The sequence below is a fragment of the Streptomonospora salina genome (assembly GCF_014204715.1).
GTDB lineage: Bacteria > Actinomycetota > Actinomycetes > Streptosporangiales > Streptosporangiaceae > Streptomonospora > Streptomonospora salina.
The window spans coordinates 3,861,556-3,878,946 of record NZ_JACHLY010000001.1; the positions used below are offsets into that span (position 1 = coordinate 3,861,556).

General features: G+C 74.7%; 12 protein-coding genes. 10 read left to right on the forward strand and 2 right to left on the reverse strand.

Annotation, left to right across the window (positions count from 1 at the left end):
* Positions 1-166: 166 nt before the first annotated feature.
* The 8 genes from HNR25_RS17400 to HNR25_RS17435 all read left to right on the forward strand — a co-directional run bounded on the left by HNR25_RS17400 (position 167) and on the right by HNR25_RS17435 (position 11,231).
* The gene (locus HNR25_RS17400; RefSeq protein ID WP_184636802.1) at positions 167-1,435 is read left to right on the forward strand and encodes a DegT/DnrJ/EryC1/StrS family aminotransferase; all 1,269 of its coding nucleotides are present in this window, start codon (positions 167-169) and stop codon (positions 1,433-1,435) included.
* Positions 1,432-2,595, forward strand: a complete 1,164-nt coding sequence (locus HNR25_RS17405) for a DegT/DnrJ/EryC1/StrS family aminotransferase (RefSeq protein ID WP_184636804.1) — start codon at positions 1,432-1,434, stop codon at positions 2,593-2,595. The genes HNR25_RS17400 and HNR25_RS17405 overlap by 4 nt, the downstream gene beginning before the upstream one ends.
* An 8-nt stretch (positions 2,596-2,603) precedes the next feature.
* Positions 2,604-3,599, forward strand: coding sequence for a UbiA family prenyltransferase (locus HNR25_RS17410; protein WP_184636806.1), 996 nt, complete (start codon positions 2,604-2,606; stop codon positions 3,597-3,599).
* Positions 3,600-3,705: 106 nt separating this feature from the next.
* On the forward strand, positions 3,706-5,049 hold the full coding sequence (locus HNR25_RS17415; protein WP_184636808.1) for a protoporphyrinogen/coproporphyrinogen oxidase: 1,344 nt from the start codon (positions 3,706-3,708) through the stop codon (positions 5,047-5,049).
* Positions 5,049-6,674 carry a class I adenylate-forming enzyme family protein gene (locus tag HNR25_RS17420; RefSeq protein WP_184636810.1) on the forward strand — a complete coding sequence of 542 codons (1,626 nt, stop codon included), beginning with the start codon at positions 5,049-5,051 and terminating at the stop codon, positions 6,672-6,674. Before HNR25_RS17415 ends, HNR25_RS17420 begins: the two co-directional genes overlap by 1 nt.
* Before the next feature lie 38 nt (positions 6,675-6,712).
* On the forward strand, positions 6,713-8,641 hold the full coding sequence (locus HNR25_RS17425; RefSeq protein ID WP_184636812.1) for a CoA transferase: 1,929 nt from the start codon (positions 6,713-6,715) through the stop codon (positions 8,639-8,641).
* Complete coding sequence (locus HNR25_RS17430) at positions 8,638-10,356, forward strand: class I adenylate-forming enzyme family protein (RefSeq protein WP_184636814.1); 1,719 nt, start codon at positions 8,638-8,640, stop codon at positions 10,354-10,356. Before HNR25_RS17425 ends, HNR25_RS17430 begins: the two co-directional genes overlap by 4 nt.
* Positions 10,357-10,364: 8 nt before the next feature.
* Complete coding sequence (locus HNR25_RS17435) at positions 10,365-11,231, forward strand: class I SAM-dependent methyltransferase (protein ID WP_184636816.1); 867 nt, start codon at positions 10,365-10,367, stop codon at positions 11,229-11,231.
* A gap of 42 nt (positions 11,232-11,273) precedes the next feature.
* Here the strand turns inward: HNR25_RS17435 and HNR25_RS17440 are convergent, their stop codons facing one another.
* A complete protein-coding gene (locus tag HNR25_RS17440; protein ID WP_184636818.1) occupies positions 11,274-11,600 on the reverse strand; it encodes a hypothetical protein in 327 nt (108 codons plus the stop codon).
* A gap of 269 nt (positions 11,601-11,869) precedes the next feature.
* Complete coding sequence (locus tag HNR25_RS17445) at positions 11,870-12,289, reverse strand: hypothetical protein (RefSeq protein ID WP_184636820.1); 420 nt, start codon at positions 12,287-12,289, stop codon at positions 11,870-11,872.
* A 296-nt stretch (positions 12,290-12,585) separates the two neighbouring features.
* Between HNR25_RS17445 and HNR25_RS17450 the strand changes: the two genes are divergently transcribed.
* A complete protein-coding gene (locus HNR25_RS17450) occupies positions 12,586-13,287 on the forward strand; it encodes a response regulator transcription factor (protein ID WP_184636822.1) in 702 nt (233 codons plus the stop codon).
* Entirely contained in the window at positions 13,284-17,357 is a 4,074-nt protein-coding gene (locus tag HNR25_RS17455; RefSeq protein WP_246463716.1) for an MMPL family transporter, read from the forward strand. Before HNR25_RS17450 ends, HNR25_RS17455 begins: the two co-directional genes overlap by 4 nt.
* Positions 17,358-17,391 lie beyond the last annotated feature (34 nt).

Below are 17,391 nucleotides of genomic sequence, written 5' to 3' on the forward strand. Positions count from 1 at the left end.
CGGTTGCCGCGCTGCGGTACGGATGGGCCGAGTTTGTGGATTCCGCTGTCGGTGGATCCGGATGTGGGGCATAATGGCGGGCGGATCTGGAAAACCGGCGACCGGAAAACGCGGCCCCCGTCGTTATCGTCGTTTCCGCCGGGCCGAATTCGACCGAAGGTGACGTATGGATCCGCGAAGTGCACCTGCTCCTCCGAAGGCCGCGGCGCCGGCGGGCGACGGGCGGGCCCCCGCCCCCGGCGCGGCCCGCACCCGGGCGGCGCCGGCGCCGGACCCGCCGCCGATTCCGTTCTTCGGCCAGCGTGAATCCTTCGCGCGGCTCTGGCCCGACATCCGCCGCCACTGCGGCGACGTCCTCGACGACGGCAAGTTCTCCCACGGGGCCAAGGTCGCCGAGTTCCAGACCGCGCTCGCGCAGTGGACCGGAGCCCGCCACGTCGTCGGCACCAACTCCGCCACCGACGCGCTCGTGCTGCTGCTGCGCGCCGCCGGTCTGCGACCCGGCGACGACGTCGTGGTGCCGGCCTTCAGCTTCATCGCCTCGGCGTCGTCGGTGGCCCTCGCCCGCGGACGCCCGGTCTTCGCCGACATCGACCCGGTCACCTACGCCCTCGACCCCGCCGGCGCCGAGGCCGCGGTCACCGACCGCACCACCGCGCTGATGCCGGTCCACCTGTTCCACCAGCTCGCCGACATGGACGCACTGGGCGCGCTGGCCCGGCGCCGCGGCCTCACCGTCGTCGAGGACAGCGCCGAGGCCGTCGGCATGCGCTGGAACGGCGTGCACGCCGGTCTCCTCGGCGCCGGCGGGGTGCTGTCGTTCTTCCCCGCCAAGACCCTGGGGGCCGTCGGCGACGCCGGGGCGGTCCTCACCGACGACCCCGGGATCGCCGACACCGCGGCCGCGCTGGGCCACCACGGGCGCCGCGGCGACACCGTCGCCGACTTCGCCCGCATCGACACACCCACCAGCCTGGTCGGCCACAACAGCAAGATGGACGACCTGCAGGCGGCGGTGCTGCTGGCCAAACTGCCGCACCTGGACACCGACATCGACCGCCGCGCCGAACTCGCCGCCGCCTACACCGAACGGCTGCGCGGCCTGCCCGGCGTCCTGCGCCTGCCCACCGTGGTCGAGCGCGCCGCCGAGACCGGTCCCGTCTTCTACGTCTACCTGGCCGAATTCGACCGGCGCGACGAGCTCGCCGCCCACCTCGCCCGCCACGGCGTGGGCACCGAGACCTACTATCCGGTGCCGCTGCACCTGCAGCCCTGCTTCGCCCATCTGGGCTACCGCAAGGGCGACTTCCCCAACGCCGAAGCCGCGTGCGAGCGCGCGCTGGCGCTGCCGCTCTACCCCGACCTCACCGTCGACGAGGTCGACCGGGTCTGCGCGCTCGTCGCCGGCTTCTACACCGGAAAGGGGCAGCCGTGATCCCGTTCTTCCCGCCCGACCTGTTCGAGGCCGACGGGGCGGACCTGCTGGAGATCGTGCGCTCCGTCGGCACCGACCCCGGCCAGCGGTTCATCCTGGGCGAGCGCACCGCCGCGTTCGAGGACGCGCTGCGCGAGCGTACGGGGGCGGCCGACGTCGTCGCCTGCTCCAGCGGAACCGGCGCGCTGAGCCTGGTGCTGTCGGCGACGGGCGTCGGCGAGGGCGACGAGGTCGTGGTGCCCGCGCTGGGCTGCGCGCCGCCGGCCGCCACCGTCGCCGCGCTCGGCGCCGTCCCCGTCTTCGCCGACGTCGACCCGCACCGGCTGGTCGTCGACCCCGACGCGGCCGAAGCCGCCGTCACCGGCCGCACCCGCGCGCTGATGCCCGCGCACCTGTTCTCGGTGATGGCCGACATGCCGCGCTTCGCCGACATCGCGCGCCGCCGCGGCCTGCGCCTCCTCGAGGACTCGGCGCTGGCTCAGGGCGGCGAGCTCGCCGGAACCCCCGCCGGGCTGTGGGGCGAAGCCGGGGTCTACTCGTTCGTGCAAGTCAAGACGTTCGGCACCGCCGGCGAGGGCGGCGCCGTCGTCACGCGCGATCCCGGCCTCGGCCGGGCGGTGCGGACCCTGCGCAACCACGGCCAGGACGGTTCGCAGCGCTTCGTGCACCACCGTGTCGGCTACAACAGCCGCTTCGACGAGATCCTCGCGGCGTTCCAGCTGCACCGGCTCCCCGGATTCGACGAGCGGCTGGAGCGCCGCGCCCGCATCGCCGAGTACTACACCGACCGCTTCGCCGACCTGGTCGGGGACGGCATCACCGCGCCGCCGCCGGGGCGCGAGGGCCGCTGCTTCTACGTCTACACGCTGCTGGCCGAGGACCGCGAAGGGCTCGCCGCCCATCTCGCGCGCGCGGGCGTCGGCAGCCACGTGTACTACCCGCGCCCGCTGCCGCACCAGCCGGCGTTCGCCCCTTACGCGCCTGCGGCCGGGCGCTGGCCCGCAGCCGAGTCCGCCGCACGGCGCAACCTGTCGATCCCGCTGTACCCGCACCTGAGCGACGCCCGGGTCGAGTACATCGCCGACACCGTCCGCGCCTTCGCCCGTCCCGGCCGGCACGCCCGGGACGGAGCCGCCGTCCAGAGTCGCCGAGCAACATAGGAGCGTCCATGGCCCCCGACGAGCGCACCGCGTCCACACCCCCGACCGCCCCGCACTCCCCGAGCCCCGTGGGATCCGGCAAGCTCGGCGCCTACGCCCGACTGGCCAAGCTCGACATCATCGACTACTACCTCGGCCTGCTGATCGCCTGGAGCCTGCTGGTGCCCGCCGCACGGTTCGAACCCGGCGTGCTGGCGGCCCTGGTGCTGCTGCTGGCCGGCGAACTGTGCATGGTCGCGGCCATGACCTCCTTCGACGACGTCACCGGCCTGCGCGACGGCAGCGACGCCGCCAACTACGGGCCCGACGCGCCGCGGCGCAAACTCGTCCGCAAACCCCTGATCGCGGGCACGCTCACCGAGAACCAAGCGATCGGGTTCGGCCGGCTCGCCGCCGTCGCCGCGGCGCTTCTGTGGGCCGGGGCGGTGGTCGTCGCACCCCACGGCCCGCTGTGGGCGATCGCCGCGATGGCGCTGTGCCTGGTGTGCGCGGTGCAGTACTCCTCGAGCCTGAAACTCAGCTACCGCGGATGGCAGGAGCTCTTCCTCGTCGCGCTGGGCGTGGGCCTGCTGGCCGGCCCCTACGGGCTGCTGTCGGGCACCGTCGGCGCGTTCGTGCTGGTCCAGGGCGTGCTCTTCGGGCTGGGACCGCTGCTGTTCGGGGTGTACTCCAACACCAACGACATCCCCGGCGACGCCCGCGTGCACCGCCGCACCGTCGCCGTGCTGGCCTCGCCGCGCGGAAACGCGGCCTTCGTCGCAGCGGTCTCGGCGGCCGAGGCCGTGCTCATCGCCGGCACCGCCGCCCTCGGGGTCGCGCCGTGGTGGTTCGCGATCGCCCTGGCACCCACGATGGTGCTGCGCGCCGCCCAGTGGACCATCGGTTTCGTCCGCGGCGACATCCTGCGCGCCCGCAACCTCGGCATCACCATCCACCGTGTGACGGTGGCCCTGCTCATCGCGGTGAACCTGCTGGGCCCGCTGATGCCGGGAGGCCGCCTGTGACCGCCGCGGTCGGGCGGCGGCACGACCGCGCGCAGCCGGTGCGTGCCGCCTGCCCGCCCGCCCGCGGGTCCGCCCGCCGGGGATCGGTACGGCCGGGCGGTGGCCCGTGACACCCGCGCCCCCCGATATCGACACCGCCGTCGTGGGCGCCGGCGTCAGCGGGCTCGCCACCGCCCGCGCCTTGGACCGCGCGGGCCGCGACGTCCGCGTCTTCGAGGCGGCCGACGCCGTCGGCGGCCGGATGCGCACCCTGCACAGCGACGGCTGGCGCATCGACACCGGCGCCGAGATGCTCCCGTCGGCCGGCTACCCCGCCACCTGGGCGCTGATCCGCGAACTCGGCATGGCCCCGGCCGACGTGCCCCGCGTTCCCCGCGCCCTGGCGCTGTGGCGCGGCGGGCGTGCCCGCCCCCACGCAGGCCGGCCGCTGGGGCTGGTCACCGGCGCCGGCCTGTCTCCGCGCGCCCGAGCGGAGCTGATGCGGCTGCAACTCGGCGGCGGGGAGGCCGGAGGGCCGGCGGACGCGGCCACACTGGAGGAGTTCGCCGCCGCCTGCAGCCCCGAGCTGCGCGAACGGTTCCTGTACCCGCTCGCCGCCGGATTCTTCGGCTGGCGCCCCGACCGGTCGGCGGCCGCGCCGCTGCTCACCCACCTGCGCGCCACCGGCAGCACGGCGCGCTGGCGCACCTACCGCGGCGGAATGGACGCCCTCGCCCGCCGCCTCGCCGCGGGCCTGCACGTGTCCACCGGCACCGCGGTTCACGGGGTCGCCGCGGTGCCGGGGGGCGCCCGCCTCACCCTCGACGGCGGCACCGTCACCGCGCGTTCGGCGGTGCTGGCGGTGCCCGCGCCCGCGGCCGTGCACCTGCACCCCGGCGCACCCGACGACGAGCACGCGTTCCTCGCCGCGTGCTCGTTCGCCCCGATGCTGCGGGTGAGCCTGGAGCTGGAGCGCCGCCCCGACGCCGCCGGCGGCATGCGCGGGTTCGCCACCCTGATCCCCGCCGCCGAGGACGATGTGCTCAACGTCGTCACCCTCGACCACAACAAGCACCCCGACCGCGCCCCCGCCGGGCGCGGCCTGGTCTCGCTGGTCGCCGCGCCGCCCGCCACCGCCGCCCTCACGGGCGCCGACGACACCGAGACCGCCGCCGCGCTGGTCGGGCGCGCCGAACGCTACCTGCCGGGGCTGGGCGGGCTGGTCCGCCGGACCCGCGTCCACCGGTTCTCCCACGGTCTGCCCGAAGCCACCCCGGCGGCGCTGCGGGCCCGCCGCGCCTTCCACGGCCGCCCGGCGCGCGCCGTCGACTACGCCGGCGACTGGACGCTGCTGCGCCCCTGCAGCGAAGGCGCCGTCGCCTCCGCCGAAGTCGCCGTCGCGCGCATCCTCGCCCACGTCGCCGACCACCCGTCGCCCGCGCACCGCGCCCCTCCGGGAAGGACCCTGTGATGAAGCGGCTCGACGTCGCCACGCTGTTCGACACCCTCGCCGACCGGCACAGCCCCACCACCGCCTACTTCAGCCGCCCGCTGGACATCGATCCCGGAGCCGCGGCCGCCCTGGGCGTCGCCGACCTCGCCGGGCTGGTCGAAGACGCGTCCGGGTGGCTGGCGGCGGCGGGCGCGGGCCCGGGCGACCGCGTCGCCATCGTCAAGGACAACCACTGGGACATCGTGCTGCTGGCCATGGCGGCGGTGCGCATCGGCGCGGTTCCGGCGCCGCTGGCCGCCCACCTCGCGCCGGCGACCCTCGGCACGCTGCTGGCGCGGCTTCAGCCCGGACTCGCGGTCCTCGACGGCGCCGCCGCCGAACGGTTCGCCGCCGTCGGGATCGAGCCGACCGCCCGGCGGGTGCTGCTGCTCGACGGCCCGCCCGAGGTCCTTCCGGGTGCGGTGCCGCTGTCGGACGTGCGGGGCCGCCGCGCGCCGGCGCCGCGCCGGCGCCGCGACGACGAACCGCTGCTCGTCGTGCACACCTCGGGCACCACGGGCACCCCCAAACTGGTGGTCCACTCCGGCGCCACGATCGTGCGGCGCCTCATCGGCTTCGAGGCCCGCCGCTGGCCGGTGCTCAGCAGCCGCCCCGACGACACCGTCGCCGCCGCCACCTCGTTCGTGCACGGGCGCGCGTTCGCCTGGACGGCGAGCGTTTTCTGGCTGCGTCCGCACGCGGTCGGCCTCATCGCCGACCACGACCCCGACCGGGCCGGGCCGTTCCTGCGCGAGCACCCGCCCACCACGCTGGAGGCCCTCCCGGCGACCTATGTGCGCTGGCAGCACCTGGCCCGCGGCGAGGGCGGCACCGATGTGTTCGGCCGGGTGCGGCTCTACATCAGCACGTTCGACGCCGTGCACCCGCCGGCGGTGCGCACGTTCCTGGCGGCCAGCGGGCACCGCCGCCCGGTGTGGCTGCAGGGGTGGGGCCAAAGCGAGACCGGGCCGCTGACGTTTCGGCTGCTGACCCGCGCATCCGTGGCCGAGGCGGGCGGACGCAGCCCCACCACCCGCGACCTCGGCCGCCCCGTCCCGGGCCGCACCCGCCTCAGCGTGGTCGACCCCGCGACACTGCGGCCGGTGCCGCGCGGCCGGCCCGGGCTCATCCTGGCGCGTACGCCGGCATTGGGCCTGGGCTATGTCGGCGAACCCGAGCGGTGGGCGGCCAAGGCGCCGGGGCGGTGGTGGAACACCGAGGACATCGGGATGAAGACCCGGACGGGTTCGGTGCGGGTGCTCGACCGCGAAATCGACTCCGTTCCGGGCATGAGCTGCGTGGAGGTCGAGGACGTCGTCGACGACCGGATCCCCGGGGTGCTGGAGTGCGTCGTCCTGCGGCCCGCGGAAGGGCCGCCCCTGCCGGTGGTGGTCACCGAGTCCGGTCGGCTCGACCTGGAGACCTGGCGGCGTGCCACCGCCGACCTGCCGACGATGACCGACCCGCTGGTGATGGCCTGGGACGACCTCCCCCGCACCGGTACCGGCAAGGTCCGCCGCCCCGAACTGCGCGCCCGCCTGTTGGGCACACCCCGCTGCGTCCCCCACCCCCGCACCGCCGGACCCGAGGCGGCCGAGCTGTGACGGACACGGACCGACCGGGACGAGGACGAGGAGGTGCGATGACGCCGTCGAGGACGCGGGCGCCGTCTTCGGAGAACGACACCGCCCCCGCCGCCGGCACGGCGGCGCCGCTCGCGGGATGCACCGCAGAGCGCTCGGGCGGCTCCGTCGCGGCGGGGGTGGCCGAGAACCGCCTGCGCCTGCTCGGTGCCGGCCCGGCGCCCGCCGCCGGCACGGGGCCGCCTGCGGATCCCGCGCCGCCGTCCGCGTCCGCGGGCCGGCTGCTGGTCGAGGCTCCCGACGGGCGCATCACCTGCGACATCGGATGGTCCGGTCCCGTCGCCGCCCCGCTGGGCGACGAATCCGCCGTCCAAGCCGCCTGCGGAATCATGCACGTCCACGGCCGCTCCGCCGGCGCGCCCCTCCCGCTCGGCATCGACTACGCCGGCGCGGTCGGCGGGGTGCTGGCCGTCCACGGGGTGCTGGCCGCGGCCATCGCGCGGCGGCGCGGCGGCGCCGCGCCCGGTGTGCGCACGTCCGTGGCGCAGGCGGCGCTGCTGAGCGTGGGCCAGTACCTGGCTGCGGCGACCGCCCCCGGCTCCGGCACCGAGGATCGGCGGCCCGGCGGCCCGCCGTTCACCTCCGCCGACGGTGTGCGCTTCGAGATCGAGGCGTTCGACGCCGAACCCTGGCAGCGGTTCTGGTCGCTGCTGGGCGCCGATGGCGCCGCGCTCGCCGCCGGGTGGGGCCCCTTCCTGCACCGCTACGCCACGGCGATGTGTCCGCTTCCGCCCGACTTGCATCGCACCGCTGCCGCACACGTGTTCCACGGCATCGCCGGCGCCGCCCGAACCGCCGGGATCAGCCTCGTACGGGTCCGCGGCGGCGCCGACATGCCCGCCCCCGCCATCGGCGCCGCCCCGTGGAGCTTCGCCCCTGCGGCACCGGGCGGGGACCCCGACCCTCCGCGGCCGCACCCGGGCGGCGCGGCGCTTCCTCTGGAGGGTCTGGTCGTCGTCGAATCCACCCGGCGCCTTCAAGGGCCGCTGGCCGGGCACGTGCTCAGGCTGCTGGGCGCCGACGTCGTCCGCATCGAACCGCCCGGCGGCGACCCGCTGCGGTGGATGCCGCCGACGGTGGGCGCCTGCTCGGCCCGGTTCCTCGCACTCAACCGCGGCAAGCGGGTCGTCGAGATCGACATCAAGTCCGCCGCCGGGCGGCGCGGCGTCCGCGAACTCGCCGCCGGCGCCGACGTCTTCCTGCACAACTGGGCGCCGGGCAAGGCCGCCTCGTTCGGGCTGGACGCCGCCGACCTGCACGCGGTGCGGCCGGAGCTCGTGTACGCGTACGCGTCCGGCTGGGGCGGAGCCGAGGGGGCGGGGTCGGCCATGGGCGGGGCCGAACCGCTGGGAACCGACTTCCTGGTGCAGGCGCACAGCGGGCTGGGTGCGCTGGTGCGCCCGCGCGGCGAGCCGCCCGCGCCGTCGCTGATGACCCTGACCGACGTGCTGGGCGGTCTGGTCAGTGCCGAGGGCGTCCTCGCCGCGCTGCTGGGGCGCTGTCGCGGCGGTCCGGGCGCCCGCGTGGACTCCAGCCTGTATTCCGCCGCCGAGTCGCTGACCGGCGCGGCGGCCGGTCCGGGGCCGCAGGCGCGGCGCGGCGCCCGGCGCCCGCTGTGGGGGCCGCTGCACACGCCCGTCCCGACCCGCGACGGCCACCTCGCGCTGGGCGCCCGCGCCCGCAGCGCCCCCGAGCGTCTCGCCCGCGCCCTGGGGGCGGACCCGGGCGGCGACCCGTCTGCGGCCGTGGCCGCGCACTGCCGCGACCGCGGTGCCGCCGACCTCGCCCGGCGGCTGCACGGCGCCGGGCTCGACGCCGAACCCGTGTGCACCGACTTGGCGGCATTGGCCGCCGACCCCCGGTTCGCCGGCGCCCTGGAGACCGACGGTGCCGCATTCGTCCGCTCACCTTGGGAGTTCTCACCGTGACCGATGCCTGGATCTCTGCCAATGGGATCGTGCTGGCCGACCTCGTCCCTGGGGAACTGCGCCGCATGTGGGTGCAGCAGGGGTACTGCCCCGACGCCGACCTTTACACGCTGTTCCGCCGCCGGGTGCGCGGCCATCCGCACCGCGACGCCGTCGTGGACCCCGAGGGCACGCTCGACTACGCCGGGCTGGATGCGCGCGTGCGGGGGATCGCCGCGGCCCTGGCCGCTGAAGGGTTCGGCGCGGGCGACATCGTCGCCGTCCAACTGCCCGACGGGTGGCGTGCGGCGGTCGCCGAACTGGCGGTCGCCGCGGTGGGGGCGGTGTCGCTGCCGTACCCGGCCATGCGCGGACGCGCCGGGATCACGGCGCTGCTGCGGCGCTCACGGGCGAGCGCGGTGATCGCCGGCGACCCCTCCGGCCGCACCGACCCGCTCACCGAGCTGGCGGGGCTGCGCCGGGACCTGCCCTGCCTGCGGCGGGTGTTCTCCCTCGGCGACTCCCGCGGCGCCGGCTCCGTGCCCCTGGACCGGGCCGCCGAGGAGGGCGGCGCGCAGGGCGCCGACGGGGTCGGGGGCGAGGGCCCGAGCGCAGCCGTGCATCCCGACGGGCCCGCCCGCATCCTGGTGACCTCGGGTTCGGAGGCCGAGCCGAAGATGATCGCCTACTCCCACAACGCGTTCGCGGGCGGGCGCGCCAACTACGTCGCGGCGCTGCACGACGGTTCGGCGCCCATGCGCAACCTGGTGCTGGTGCCGCTGGCTTCCTCCTACGGTTCGCTGGGGGTACCCGTGACCCTCGCGGGGTTGGGCGGGACCCTGATCGTGCCGGGCTCCACCGACCCCGACGCGGCGCTGCGCGCGCTCGGCGAGCACGCCCCCACCCACCTGTTCGCGGTGCCCACCCAGCTGCAGCGGATGTCGGCCCGCCCGCGCCTGCCGCAGGAGCGCGCCGCTCGGTTGCGCACGGTGGTCACCAGCTCGGCGGTGGCCGACGCCGGTGTCATCGACGCCGCCCGCGAGCGGTTCGGCGTTCCGGTCCTCAACGTCTACGGCTCCGCGGACGGGATGAACTGCCACACGCCCGCCGGTTCCCACGCGCGCCCCGGCGGGGTCACCGGCCCGCCCGACCCGGCGGTGGCCGATATCCGCGTCGTGGCGCCCGACGGGCGCGACGCCGATCCGGGCGGCGACGGCGAGATCTGGGCGCGCGGGCCCATGAGTCCGCTGTGCTATGTGAACGCCCCGGAACTGGACGCGCATTACCGGTCCGCGGACGGCTGGGTGCGCAGCGGTGACCGCGGCCGGTTCGACCCCGACGGCGCGCTGCGGGTGATCGACCGGATGAAGCGGATCGTCAAGCGCGGCGGGTACTCCATCAGCCCGCGCGAGGTCGAGCGGCACGCCGCCGCCCATCCGGCGGTCGCCGAGGCGGTGTGCGTGGGGGTGGCCGACGCCGACCTGGGCGAGCGTCTGTGCGCCTGCATCGTGCAGCACGACGGCAGCGAGGCGCTGACCCTGCCGGAGTTGAACGCATTCCTGGAAGAGCGGGTCGGGCTGGAGCGCGTGAAGCTTCCGGAGGCGCTGCTGCGGCTGGGTGCGTTTCCGCTGGGGGCTACGGGCAAGGTGTGCCACCGCACCCTGGCCGCGTGGGGGGTCGCCGACGCGGAGCGGACGCCCGGCGTCGGCGCGGGCCCGTCCGAGCACGCCGGTTAGGGGCGGCCGTGGCGGATGCGACCGAGGCGGCGGCAGTCGCGCGGCCGGACGCGCCCGGGGTTCCGGGCGGCGGCGCGGGCTACGTCTTCGACAACGACAGCGACCACGCCGGCGAGCAGCACGCCTGTTTGGCCGCGGCCTACGACCCGGTGACGACCGGGCGCCTGGCGGACACGGGGGTCGGGCGCGGCTGGCGGTGCCTGGAGGTGGGGGCCGGCGGCGGCAGTGTCGGCATGTGGCTGGCGCGGCGGGTCGTCCCCGACGGCTGGGTGGTGGTCACCGACGTCAAACCCGTGCGCATGCCGCAGCAGGCCGGTATGGCGGTGCTGCGCCACGACATCGCCCGCGACCCGCTGCCCCAGGGGGCGTTCGACCTGGTGCACGCGCGGCTGGTGCTCATGCACCTGCCGGAGCGGGAACGGGTGCTGGCCCGGCTGCTGCGGGCGCTGCGCCCGGGCGGGCGGCTGCAGCTGGACGAGCTCGACGCCACCCACGCGCCGGCCCTGGTGCTGCCGGAAGCGGCGCGCTCCCCCGGTCCCGACGCCGCCGCGGACTTGTACGCGCGGTTCCAGCGGGCGAAGGTCCGGGCGCTGACGGCGGCCGGCGCCGACCCGGCGTGGGGCTCCCGTGCCGCAGCGGCGATGCGCCGGACCGGGTTCACCGACGTCGACCCGCGCCCGCACGTCCAGCAGTGGCGCGCCGGTTCCCCCGGCGCGCGCCTGCAGGCCCACCACACCCGCCACCTGCACCGTTCCCTGGCCGAAGCGGGCATGACCGAAGCGGATCTGGCGGGCGTGCGCGACCTGCTGGACCACCCGGATTTCTGCGCCTGCTCACCGGTCTTCTACACCGTTCAGGGGCGGCGGCCGGCGTGACCGCCGGGACGGCGCCCCGTCCCGGCGGCGGAGCGGCGGGCGTCAGCCGATGGAGAAGCTGAAGGGCCCGGTGAGGCCGCTCGCGGGAGCGTGCCATCCGTGGTCGGGTTGAACCGGGACACCGGGGAACATGCAGCCGGGCTCGGAATGGATGGTGACGATCGAATCGGTCTGGTTCATCAGAACGTGGGCGGTTCCGGGAAGCGAGTAGCACGCACCGTCCGCTGGATTCTCATAGGTCTCCAACCGCTCCAATTCGGTCTTGAATACGACGACGTCGCCGGTTGCGGCCTGTGACGTGCCGGCGGTGGCCAGCACCAGGGCACCGGCCAGTGCTGTGGTGGACAGGACGGACCAAGGCAGGCGCATGAAAACTCCGAATTACTCGATGCGGAATATTCGGACACGTGCTGGATTTCGTGGCCGAAGGTGTTTCCGATTCTGTTCGCGCTGCCGTGTGCGCGTCAACCGGTCCGCATGTCCGGTCCCGATTCCAGCGGAACGGTTTCGCTTTGCGGGCGGCCGGAAATTCCGCCGGTGATTCCCTGGGCCGGCAATCGGTACGGGCGATCCGCGCGTGCGTTCCCGCGGGCATGCGCCGGTTCCGCGCCGATCCGAGGGCGTCGACCCCGGCGGGTTCAGAGATACGGGCCGAGCAGCGCCAGCAACGGCGCCGCCAGCTCCGCGAGGATGCCCACGAAGAGCGCGCCTACGCTACCGGCCTGGAGCGTGGTGAGTACCACGGTCTCCTGCCACGTGTGGGCGTCGTCGTCCTCGCCGAACGCGCGGGGGATCCACAGGCCGACCGCCAAAGCGATCCCGAGGGCGACAGCCGAGCCCAGCCAGAAGCGTCGGAACAGGGCGGCCGCCTCGCCGGGGTTCAGGAACATCAGGGCGATAGTCGCCACACCGGCCCCGAACACCAGGCATACGCCGACGCTCAGCACGACACCGAGCACGAGGAAGACGTTGGGGCACCTCAGTACGGCCCGGCGCGACCAGTTCCGCGGCCGCACCGCCTGCGCGGGCTCCGCGCCGTTGCCGCGTCCTCGTGCCACCGGCCCTCCCGACCATCCCGACCATCCCGACCATCCCGATGGTGCTACCCGCGGAAGAAGCCGCCCACTCCGCGACGGCACCCCCGTCCGGTGGCGCACACGCCCGGCACCGGGGCGGGCGATCCCTCCGGCGGCGCAGGACCCGAACCCCCGAAGTTCCCGGTGCGGCCGGTCGCGGGTGAGCGGCGCCATGCACGCGCACGTGCACCATCGCCGCCGACAGCGCCCAGACTGTCCCCGGGGCAACACCGGCCTCTCATCTTCTTCTCATCTACGTCGGATTCGCTGGACGGCCGATGACCAGACCCAGGATCCTCGTCGTCGACGACGAGCCCAACATCGTCGACATGGTGACCACCGTGCTGGAGTTCCACGGCTTCGAGATGTCCTCGGCCGCCACCGCAGCCGAGGCCTACACCGCCGCCGACACCCACCACCCCGACCTGGTGGTGCTCGACGTCATGCTGCCCGACGGCGACGGCTTCGAGGTGTGCCGCACACTGCGCCGCCGGCTGCCGCGCGTCGGCGTCGTCCTGCTCACGGCCAAGGACACCCACAGCGAACGCGTCGCCGGACTCACCTTCGGCGCCGACGACTACGTCGCCAAACCGTTCAACATCGACGAGCTGCTGGCCCGCGTGCGCGCCGTGCTGCGGCGCATCCTGCCCGACCCCGCCGAGCAGCCCGAAAGCGCGCCGCTGCGCTTCGCCGACGTCGAACTCGACGAGCAGGCCTGCACGGTCCAGCGCGCCGGCCACCCCCTCAACCTGTCGCGCACCGAGTTCGAGCTGCTGCGCTACCTGATGCTCAACCGCGGCCGCGTGCTCTCCCGCGGCCAGATCATCGACGCCGTCTGGAGCGCCGACTACACCGGCGGCTCCAACATCGTCGACACCTACATCGGCTACCTGCGCCGCAAGCTCGGAGCGTTCGGCCCCAACCTCATCCAGACCCAGCGGGGATTCGGCTACGTGCTGCGCACGGACGAGCAGGCATGAGCGCCGCCCGCCGCCCGCGGCTGCGCCCGCGCACCCTCAGCGGCCGCATGGTGGCCGTCAACGCCGTGCTGATGGCGCTGACCCTGGCCGCCGTCGCCGGGTTCAGCGCGGCTTTCCTGCGCTCCTACCTCCTCGACCGCGTCGACGAGCGCCTCGAAATCGCCGCCGGATTCGCCCGCGCCAACCAGGGCGACATCTTCGCCGGCGACTCCGCCAACAACCCCGCCGACCTCGTCGAACAGGTGCGCACCCCCAGTGACTTCATCGTGGAGTTCACCGAGGGCGGCGCCCCCGGCACACCCGATGCGCAGTTCCACCGGCTCCAAGGCGCCGGACCCGTCCTGCTCCGCGACATCGACACCGCCTCCGCGCCCGGCGGCCCCTTCACCGTCCGCCGCGACGGCGCCGACTACCGGGTCGCCATCGTGCACCTGCCCTCCTACGACACCGTCGCGCTGATCGGCGAACCGACGGAGCCGGTCGACGAGACCGTGCAGCGCCTGGTCGCGGTCGAGGCGGTGGCGGGTTCGGTGATGCTGCTGGTCGCGCTGGGGGCCGGTGCGGCGGTGATCCGGCGCGGTCTGCTGCCGCTGGGCGACGTCGTCGACACCGCCGAAGCCATCGCCTCCGGCGACCTGGAGCGCCGCGTCCCCGCACCGCAGGACGCCGACGCCGACGAGACGCGCCGGCTGACCCTGTCGATCAACCGCATGCTCGCGCGCCTGCGCACCGCCTTGCACGCCCGCGCCTCCTCCGAGGAGCGGATGCGCCGGTTCGTCTCCCACGCCTCCCACGAGCTGCGCACCCCGCTGACCTCGGTCCGCGGCTACCTGCAGATGGTCGCCCAGGGTGTGGTCGACGTGTCCCAACGCCCCGACGTGATCACCCGCTCCCAGCAGGAGTCGGAGCGCATGGCCGCCATCGTCGACGACCTGCTGTACCTGGCGCGCCTGGACGAGCGGCCCGAACCGCGGCGCGAAGTGGTCGAGCTCGGCCGTGTGGTCGCCGACAGCGTCGCCGACGCCCGCGCCGCCCAGCCCGAACGCGAATGGAGCGCCGACCTCGCCGCCGAAGGCCTGGTCCTGGGCGACGAGCAGGAACTGCGCCAGGCCGTGGCCAATGCGCTGGCCAACGTGCGCGTGCACACGCCCGCCTCCAGCCCGGCGAGCGCCGCCCTGCGCCGCGTCGACGGGCGCGTGGTGCTGGAGATCTCCGACGCCGGTCCGGGCGTGGCCGAGGAGACGGCGGAGTTCGTGTTCGAGCGGTTCTACCGCGGCGGCCCGTCGGCGCAGCGGCCCGGAAGCGGGCTGGGGCTGCCCATCGTCCGGGCGGTGATGCGCGGCCACGGCGGCGACGCGGTCTTCACCTCCGCGCCCGAAGGCGGGACCACGGTGCGGATGGAGTTCCCGCCGCTGGGCGGAACCGGCGGCGAGACGTCCGGCGGCGTCCGCGCGGACGGTTCCCCGAACGGACGTGAGGACGGTCTCGCCGCAAACGGCGGATTCTCATCGGATTCTCATCCTCCTCCCGACACCGCCTCATCGGGGCCCGATGAGGTGGCCGCGGACCACCCGACGGGGACGAGAGGACGAGGGAGCATGGCACGACTGCTGTATCGCCTGGGGGGATTCGCCTACCGCCGCAGACGGCTGGTGGTGGCTGCGTGGCTGGTCGTGCTGATCGCCGCGGTCGCGGCCGCCGTCCAGCTGCGCACCCCCATGGACGACACCTTCAGCATCCCCGGAACCGAGTCGGACCAGGCCACCGAGCTGATGGACACCCGGTTCGACGGGCAGGGCGCGACCGTCACCGCGGTGCTGCGCGCCCCCGGCGGCGCCGACGTCGTCGACAACGACGACTACGCCGGCGCCGTGGCCGACACCGCCGCCGAACTCGACGAGATCGGCGGCGTCGAATCCGTCGACACCCCGCACGGGGCGCTGGCCGACGCCCGCGAGCAGTACCGCGACGGGATCGCCGACGCCGAGGAGGAGGCGCGTGAACGCGCGCGCGACAGCGTCGAGGAGCAGATCCCCGAGGGCACCCCGAACCGCGAGGCGCTCATCGCCGAACAGTTGCCCGGCGCCGAGCAGCAGGCCCTGGACAAGGTCGAACAGGAATCGCCGGAGTTCGACGAGAGCGAGGTCGTCGACGAGATCCCGCTGTTCTCCGACGACCGCACCACGGCGATGCTGAACGTCCAGCTGACCGAGCACGCCGACTCCGTCGACCAGGAGACCGTCGACGCGATCCTCGATACCGGCGACAGCGCCCGCGACTTCGGCATGGACGTCGAGTTCAGCGGCCAGGCCATCTCCATGTCGCCCCCCGAGGTCGGGTCGGGCGAAGCCGTCGGCGTCGTCGCCGCCCTGGTCATCCTCGCCATCAACTTCGGCGCGGTGGTCGCCGCCGGGCTGCCGATCGTGGTGGCGCTGTTGGGCGTGGGCCTGGGCATGGCGCTGCTGTACGCGGCCACGGGCTTCGTCGAACTCAACAGCACCGCCCCGATCCTGGCGATGATGCTGGGAATCGCGGTCGGCATCGACTACGTGCTGTTCGTGCTGTCGCGCCACCGCAAGCAGGTGGGTGAAGGCATGGACCCGGCGGAGTCGGCGGCACGCTCCATCGGCACCGCCGGCAGCGCCGTGGTCTTCGCCGGCATCACCGTCGTCATCGCCCTGGCCGGGCTCTCCGTCGTGGGGATCCCGTTCCTGACGATGATGGGCGCCGCCGCGATGGTGACGGTCTCGATCGCCGTGCTGCTGGCGATCACGCTGCTGCCGGCCCTGCTGGGCTTCATCGGCCACCGGGTCGCGGCCGGGCGCCTGCCGTGGCTGGGCCGGCGCGCCGACGCCGCCCTGCACGCCCGCCGCCCGATGAGCGCCCGGTGGGTGCGCACCGTCACCCGCCGCCCCGTCGTGACCGTCGTGGCCGTGCTGGCGGTGCTGGTCGTCGCGCTGATCCCGGTGCGCGACCTGCACTTGGGGCTGCCCACCGACGCCACCAGCGCCACCGACACCACCCAGCGCCAGGCCTACGAGATCATCAGCGAGAAGTTCGGCCCCGGGCACGCCGCGAAGCTGGCGGTGGTCGCCGACCTCACCGGCCTGTCCGACACCCCGGCCGCCGCCGACGACGTCGCCGAGCGCCTGGAGGAGGTCGACGGGGTCGAGGAGGTCCTGCCGCCCCAGCTCAACGGCGTCGAGGACACCGCGATCATCGCCGTGGTGCCCGAGACGGGGCCGTCGTCGTATGCGACCGAGGACCTGCTGCACGATGTGCGCGGCCTGTCCGACGAGATCGACGAGGACATCGGCGCGCGGATCTCGGTCGCCGGAGCCACCGCCACCGCCATCGACGTCTCCGAGAGCCTGGCCGATTCGCTTCCGGTGTTCGTCACCGTGGTCATCGGGCTCGCCCTGATCCTGATGGCGGTCGTGTTCCGCTCGATCGTCGTCCCGGTCAAGGCCGCCTTGGGTTTCGTCCTCAGCGCGGGAGCCGCGCTGGGGCTGACGGTCGCCGTGTTCCAGTGGGGCTACGGTGCCGGGCTGCTGGGGGTCGAACCGTCGCCGACGCTGCTGGCGTTCATGCCGACCCTGCTCATCGGCATCCTGTTCGGACTGGCCATGGACTACGAGGTGTTCCTGGTGTCGCGGATGCGTGAGGACTTCGTGCACGGCGGCGACGCCCACAAGGCCGTGGCCACCGGGTTCCGCCAGGGCGCACGGGTCGTCACCGCTGCGGCGGCGATCATGGTGATCGTGTTCACGTCGTTCGTGTTCGGCGACAACGAGATGGTCAAGCCCATCGCCTTCGTCCTGGCGGCCGGGGTGCTGTTCGACGCGTTCCTGGTCCGGATGACGCTGGTGCCGGCGGTGATGGCACTGTTCGGCCGGGCCGCCTGGTGGCTGCCGAAGTGGTTGGATGCGCTGCTGCCCGACGTGGACATCGAGGGTGATCGCCTCGACGCGGCCCACCCGGCTTCTTCGGGGCAGCAGGCCGCCGATCAGGTCGGCGCCGAGTCCTCGGAGGCCGCGGAAGCGCCGGCCGGCAGCTCCGCCGACCGGTAGCACCCGCGGGTTCCCGACCGCGGCGGCGGGGGAC